Annotated in this window: 3 protein-coding genes; 1 reads left to right on the top strand and 2 read right to left on the bottom strand. The window is 75.2% G+C overall.

The features are described from left to right. Nucleotides 1-442 precede the first annotated feature (442 nt). Nucleotides 443-1,390 (top strand): tetratricopeptide repeat protein, encoded by a 948-nt coding sequence (locus tag ACU436_RS32280; protein WP_459030808.1) that lies wholly within the window; start codon nucleotides 443-445, stop codon nucleotides 1,388-1,390. Here ACU436_RS32280 and ACU436_RS32275 read toward each other — a convergent pair whose 3' ends face one another. Then, nucleotides 1,391-3,325 (bottom strand): hypothetical protein, encoded by a 1,935-nt coding sequence (locus tag ACU436_RS32275; RefSeq protein WP_459030807.1) that lies wholly within the window; start codon nucleotides 3,323-3,325, stop codon nucleotides 1,391-1,393. After that, complete coding sequence (locus ACU436_RS32270; RefSeq protein WP_459030806.1) at nucleotides 3,322-4,029, bottom strand: ABC transporter ATP-binding protein; 708 nt, start codon at nucleotides 4,027-4,029, stop codon at nucleotides 3,322-3,324. Before ACU436_RS32270 ends, ACU436_RS32275 begins: the two co-directional genes overlap by 4 nt. Nucleotides 4,030-4,215: the final 186 nt, after the last annotated feature.

Genomic DNA, 4,215 nt, shown 5'->3' with positions numbered 1-4,215 from the left:
GAGCTGCAACTCCCACGGATCGGGGTGGATGACTACCGGAACGACCCGGGCCCGATGACACGAGGCCACGAATCGGAGAGGAAATGCGAAACAGACCAAATCACGCGCGTCGCGCCTGCGGCAGCGACCCACAGCCAGGCGGTGAACTCACACCCAGCAGTCCTGCGAACCCGCCCCTGCCCGTCGCGCCACTTCAGCAACCAGCAGACCTTGGATCGCAACCTCCCCCATAGGAGGAAGCCATGCGGACGCTACCAGACGTTCATCAACTTCGTCGAGACCCAGTCTTGACTTCGCCGCCGATGCCCCCGCGATCCGCCGGCCACGGCGGGCTCGACGCCGCCGGCGGCACGCTCGTCAGGCCGGCCCGGCACCTGATCGCCGGCCCGCGGCGGTGATCATCGAAGGCGACGCGGTACGGGAGGGACGAGGGCGGGCGGCGATGCGGGGTCGGCGGGATGGCGAAGAACCGGTGAACGTCCGCCGTCTCCGGGCCGGATACCCGATCCCGCCGAACGCCCTTCGAAGAATGGTGAACGGATACCCTCCGACGTTGCGCGGACGTTCGGGGCGTGATCGGGTGCATAGGAGAGGAGGACGACGGATGCCGCAGTGGACGCGCAGTCGCCGAGGCGCAGGCCGGGCGCGCGAAGCCGCCCGGGATTTCGCCGCGCTCCACGCCGCCGGCATCGATCTCTGGCATGCGGGACGCGCCGAAGATGCGGTGCATCTGCTCGAGGAGGCGCTGTCGGGCTGCGACGCGGAACTGGGCCACGACGACCCCACGACGCTGGCGGTGGCCGGGAACCTCGGCGTGGTCTGCTTCACCGCGGGCGCGTGGCAGCAGGGCCTCGATCTGCTGTCGGCGAGCGTCGCCGACCGCACGCGCGTGTTCGGCCCGTCCGACCCCCGCACGTTGACGGCCGTCGACGCCCTCGCCACGGCCTACCGGCTCGTCGGCCGGATCGACGAGGCGGTCGCGCTTTCGGAGCGGGTGGCGGCCGAGCGCTCGCGGACGCTCGGTCCGGGCCATTCCGACACCTTGACCTCACGGCTCGGGGCGGCGCTGGCGCGCGCGGCGTTCGGGGACATCGAGGCGGCGCTCGCCCTTCTCGGCGCGGCGTTGGGTGACGCGGAGCAGATGCACGGTCCGCGCCACGAACACGTCATCGCCCTGCGCGCGAACCTGGCGGGCTGCCTCGCGCTCCTCGGGCGGCCGGCGGACGCCACCGCCGAGCTCCAGCGGGCCGCCACCGATGCGGCCGCGCTCCTCGGCCGGGGGCATCCGGAGACCGAGGCCCTCTTCACCGATCTGGCCCACGCGGACGACCGCTCGTGGTTCTTCGCGATCGGCCGGATGGCGGGCGAGAGCCGCCGCGACCGCGACTGATCAATCCTCCCGCGCACCGTCGGCCGTCACTGTCCGTAGCAGCGGCCGGGTCAGGGCCGACGCCGCGAGCACGAGCCCGACACCCCCGGCGAGCGTGCCGGCGAGCACGGCGAGCCCGGACGGATCCAGTACGCCCGTCGCGGCCGCGAACGGGGAAGCGCAGAGCAGGCCCATCGCGAGCCCGATGGCTCCGAGCACGAGCAGCGGGCGCAGCGTCTCCGTCCGGCGGGCGGCGTCGAGCACCGCGAGCGGGGTGCCGGCGAGTCGGAGCAGACGCAGTGTGCGGCGGTCGTCGAGCACGCGGGCGGCCGCGGTGGTGCCGGTGGCCGTGGCCGCGATGAGGAACGTGCCGACGAGCACGACGAGCGCGCCCGTCCGCAGATCGGCCACGAGCTGCGCGCCCTCGGCATCCGACTCGCGCTCGGTCAGCACCGGCCCGTCCGCGATCGGCGCCAGCGCCGTCCGCACGACGTCTCGCTCGGCGGCGAGCGTCGGTGTGACGGCGAGGCCCAGCTCCCCGTGCACGTCGGCCAGCGCGACCTCGGCGCCGATCCGGCGTTCGGCGAGCCGCTCGCGAACCGCGCTCTCGAGGTCGGCGACCGGTCCCGGCGAGACGACGCGCAGGGCCGTGTCGTCCCCGTAGGCCGCTTCCGGCACCGCTGCCGTCAGCGGCGCGAGGAACCCGGCCACGAAGACCGCCAGCGTGAGACCGGCGAGCGGCCGGAAGGCACCGCGCGGGTCGTCGAGCAGCCTGCGGCCCGCGAGGAGCGCGGCCGGCGTGCGCGCGGAGCGCGCCATCCCGGAGCCCAGCAGCCGCACCACGAGCGGCCCGATCAGCGAGACCGCACCGAACATCGCGAGGACACCGACGCCGAAGACGAGCCCGACGACCGCTGCGGGCGCCACCTGACGCGCACCGTTCGCGGCCGCGAAGACGACGACGCCGCAGGCGAGGCCGAGCAACCGCAGGAGTCGCGCCGAACCGGCCCGCTGCCGGCGCGCGACGCCGAGCGGCCCGATCACGGCCTCGCGCATGCCGCCCAGCGCGGACAGCATCGCGAGGACCGACACGCCGGCCACGATCCCGGTGGCCGTCGCCGGTCCGGGACGCAGGTCGGCCGCGAACCACGCGCTCCCCCCGAGTTCGATCGCGGCGAGGGCGGGCGCAATCGTCCATTGGAGCGCGACACCCGCCGCCGCCGCGGCTACGGCGACCAGCGTGACCTCGGCGACCGCCGCCACCGTGACCTGCCCCGTGGACGCGCCCAGCAGGCGCAGCGTCGCCAGCCGCTCGGCCCGCCGCGCCGCCGTCAACCGGGCCGAAGCACCCAGCAGGCTCGCCACCGGGAAGACGAGCAGCGCCGCCGCGACGTACGTGAGCTGGCGGTAGATCATCAGGAGGTCGGGCGTGCCCGCGTCGAACCCGGCGACGGGCACGGCGTCCGGCATCTCCGCCGGTACGTGGCCGACCACGACGACCAGCTCGCCGGGCCCCGTCAGGCCGTCGTCACCGATGATCCCCACCGGCGCCGGGAACCGGTCCGCGAGCTCGCCCGGCGGGAGGTCGCGGGCCAGTGCGCCGAGCGCGGGCGAGAGCCACACCTCGCCCGGCGCGGGCATCCGGAGCAGACCCGGCGGGGCCGGTGCGTCCGGAACCACGGCCGCGACGTCCACGCGGTGCACGACCTGGCCGGCCGCCGAGTCGACGCTCGTCCGCACCAGCGCGACGGGCGTGCCCGCGGCGGCCACGACGTCTCCGCTGCGCCACCCCGCACGATCCTCGCGGGCGTCCCAGCCGTGCACGGCACCGAGCGCGACGGCGAGCAGTGCGGTGCCGATCGCGATCCCGGTCCCGACCAGGGCCGCCGACGTGGCCGCACGGCGTCCGCCCAGCCGGAGCAGCCGTAGGGACAGGGCCGTGGTCGAAGCGATCATCGCGGACCGCCGTGCGCGACCGCGGGAGCACCCACCGGGTCGGTGCGACCGTCCCGCAGGACGATCACCCGGTGGCACCGGGCGGCGACGTCGGCGTCGTGGGTGACGATCACCAGCCCGATGCCGGTGCGCGCGGCGAGCCCGGTGAGGAGGTCGGTCAGCCTGCGCCCCGTGTCGGTGTCGAGCGCCCCCGTCGGCTCGTCGGCGAACACGACGTCCGGCTCGGCCACGAGCGCCCGGGCGATCGCCACCCGCTGCTCCTGGCCGCCGGACAGCTGGCCCGGCCTGCGGTGCTCGAGCCCGTCGAGGCCGAGCGCGGGGAACCAGGACGCCGCCCGCGCCACCGCCGTCGCGCGGCGCACCCCGGCGAGCATCAGCGGCAGCGCCACGTTCTCGACGGCCGGCAGTTCGGGTAGGAGCTGCCCGAACTGGAACACGAAGCCAAGGCGTGACCCCCGCAGGGCCGTGCGGCGCGCCTCCGACCACCCGTCGATCCGGTCCGCGCCCAGCCACACCTCGCCATCGTCCGGGCGCAGGATCCCGGCCAGGCAGTGCAGGAGGGTCGACTTGCCGGATCCGGACGGGCCGGTCACGGCCACGGCCTCGCCGCGGTGCACCACGAGGCCGGCGCCACGCAGCACCGGTGTGGCACCGAACCAGTGCTCCAGACCGATACCCCGCAGCGCCGGGGGGCCGACCGTCACCGGTGATCCGCGTCGGCGAGGTGCTCGAGGAACGGGACCGCCGCCATCACCACGAGGAGGAGCACCCCGGCGATCCACGCCGCCGTTCCGAGGAACGCCACGATCATCTGTGCCATGCCGACCACGATCCCGGGACGGCACGCTCGTCCGCCTCGGCCGCAGGGCGGAACCACGCACGGGTGGCTC

It is taken from the genome of Pseudonocardia wallangbongensis (genome assembly GCF_054486945.1).
The sequence above is the reverse complement of the archived record's forward strand: the minus strand, read 5'-3'. Positions and strand labels throughout refer to the sequence as shown.